Annotated in this window: 2 protein-coding genes; one reads left to right on the top strand and one right to left on the bottom strand. The window is 34.8% G+C overall.

Going from position 1 to position 913, the window contains the following annotated elements; all coding sequences use genetic code 11:
- Positions 1-438, top strand: a 438-nt coding sequence (locus C7Y47_RS24655; protein WP_142510567.1) for an IS30 family transposase, incomplete at its 5' end; no start/stop codon positions are given.
- 390 nt (positions 439-828) lie between these two features.
- Here the strand turns inward: C7Y47_RS24655 and C7Y47_RS26220 are convergent.
- Positions 829-909, bottom strand: coding sequence for an IS3 family transposase (locus C7Y47_RS26220; RefSeq protein WP_366151292.1), 81 nt, complete (start codon positions 907-909; stop codon positions 829-831).
- Between the last annotated feature and the right edge of the window lie 4 nt (positions 910-913).

The following is a 913-nucleotide window of genomic DNA, read 5'->3' as shown; positions in this document are numbered from 1 at the left end:
GGACGTGGGAAAGCAAAAGGTTGTGTAGCAACATTTATTGAGCGAATGACACGGTGGTATGTTGGCTTTTTGATACCAGATCGCTCAGCCCAATCAATGGAAAGAGCAGTACGTCTTCTTCATACTAAATTACCAAAAGGCACTATAAAAACAGCCACAACAGACAGAGGTAAAGAATTTAGCTGCTATAAAGTGTTAGAAAAAGACTTAAAAATTGATGTTTATTTTGCGGACGCCTATTCTTCTTGGCAACGCGGAAGTAACGAAAATGGAAATGGATTACTTCGCGAATTCTTCCCTAAGCAAACAAATTTCGATGAAGTATCACCAAAAGAACTAACAGAAGCATTAAACTATATCAACAACCGACCAAGAAAATGTCTTGGTTGGAAAACTGCAAACGAGGCATTTGATGAGCAACTGTTGCACTTAATTTGACAAATCATCAAACAAAAAAACACTCGCATTTTAAACGAGTGTTTCGTAATTTTTTAGGATAACCATTTCGGGGGTCCCAGAGTTCAAATGATTTTATATTGTGTATTCTCCTATAGATAGATTCCTTTAATATCAACGATTCATAGTGTATCACATTTTTCACTTTTAGTATTATCGTATATTTTTGTATACTCTTTTGGGGTACTTCTGGGGTACTCTTGTGGTACCAATCATTTTATGTACTTTTATAAGTGTTATTTATGCCTAGTCGTTCAGTTCTTTATATTTGTGTATTCTATAAAATCTAATCTTCTCAGAACAACAAAAAGCCCAGGCTCAAAATTTGAACTGCACCCCGTCAAGTAGACAGTGGAAATAATAAAAAATGTATTAAGCGACTTGAGTCCTGAATTCTAACGGACTCAAGCCGTTTAATCGTTTCTGATAACGATAGTAATTATAAAAATGAATATAA

Source organism: Lysinibacillus sphaericus (assembly GCF_006864135.1).
Lineage (GTDB): Bacteria > Bacillota > Bacilli > Bacillales_A > Planococcaceae > Lysinibacillus.
Note: the sequence above shows the minus strand (reverse complement) of the source record. Positions and strands in the feature narration are given on the sequence as shown.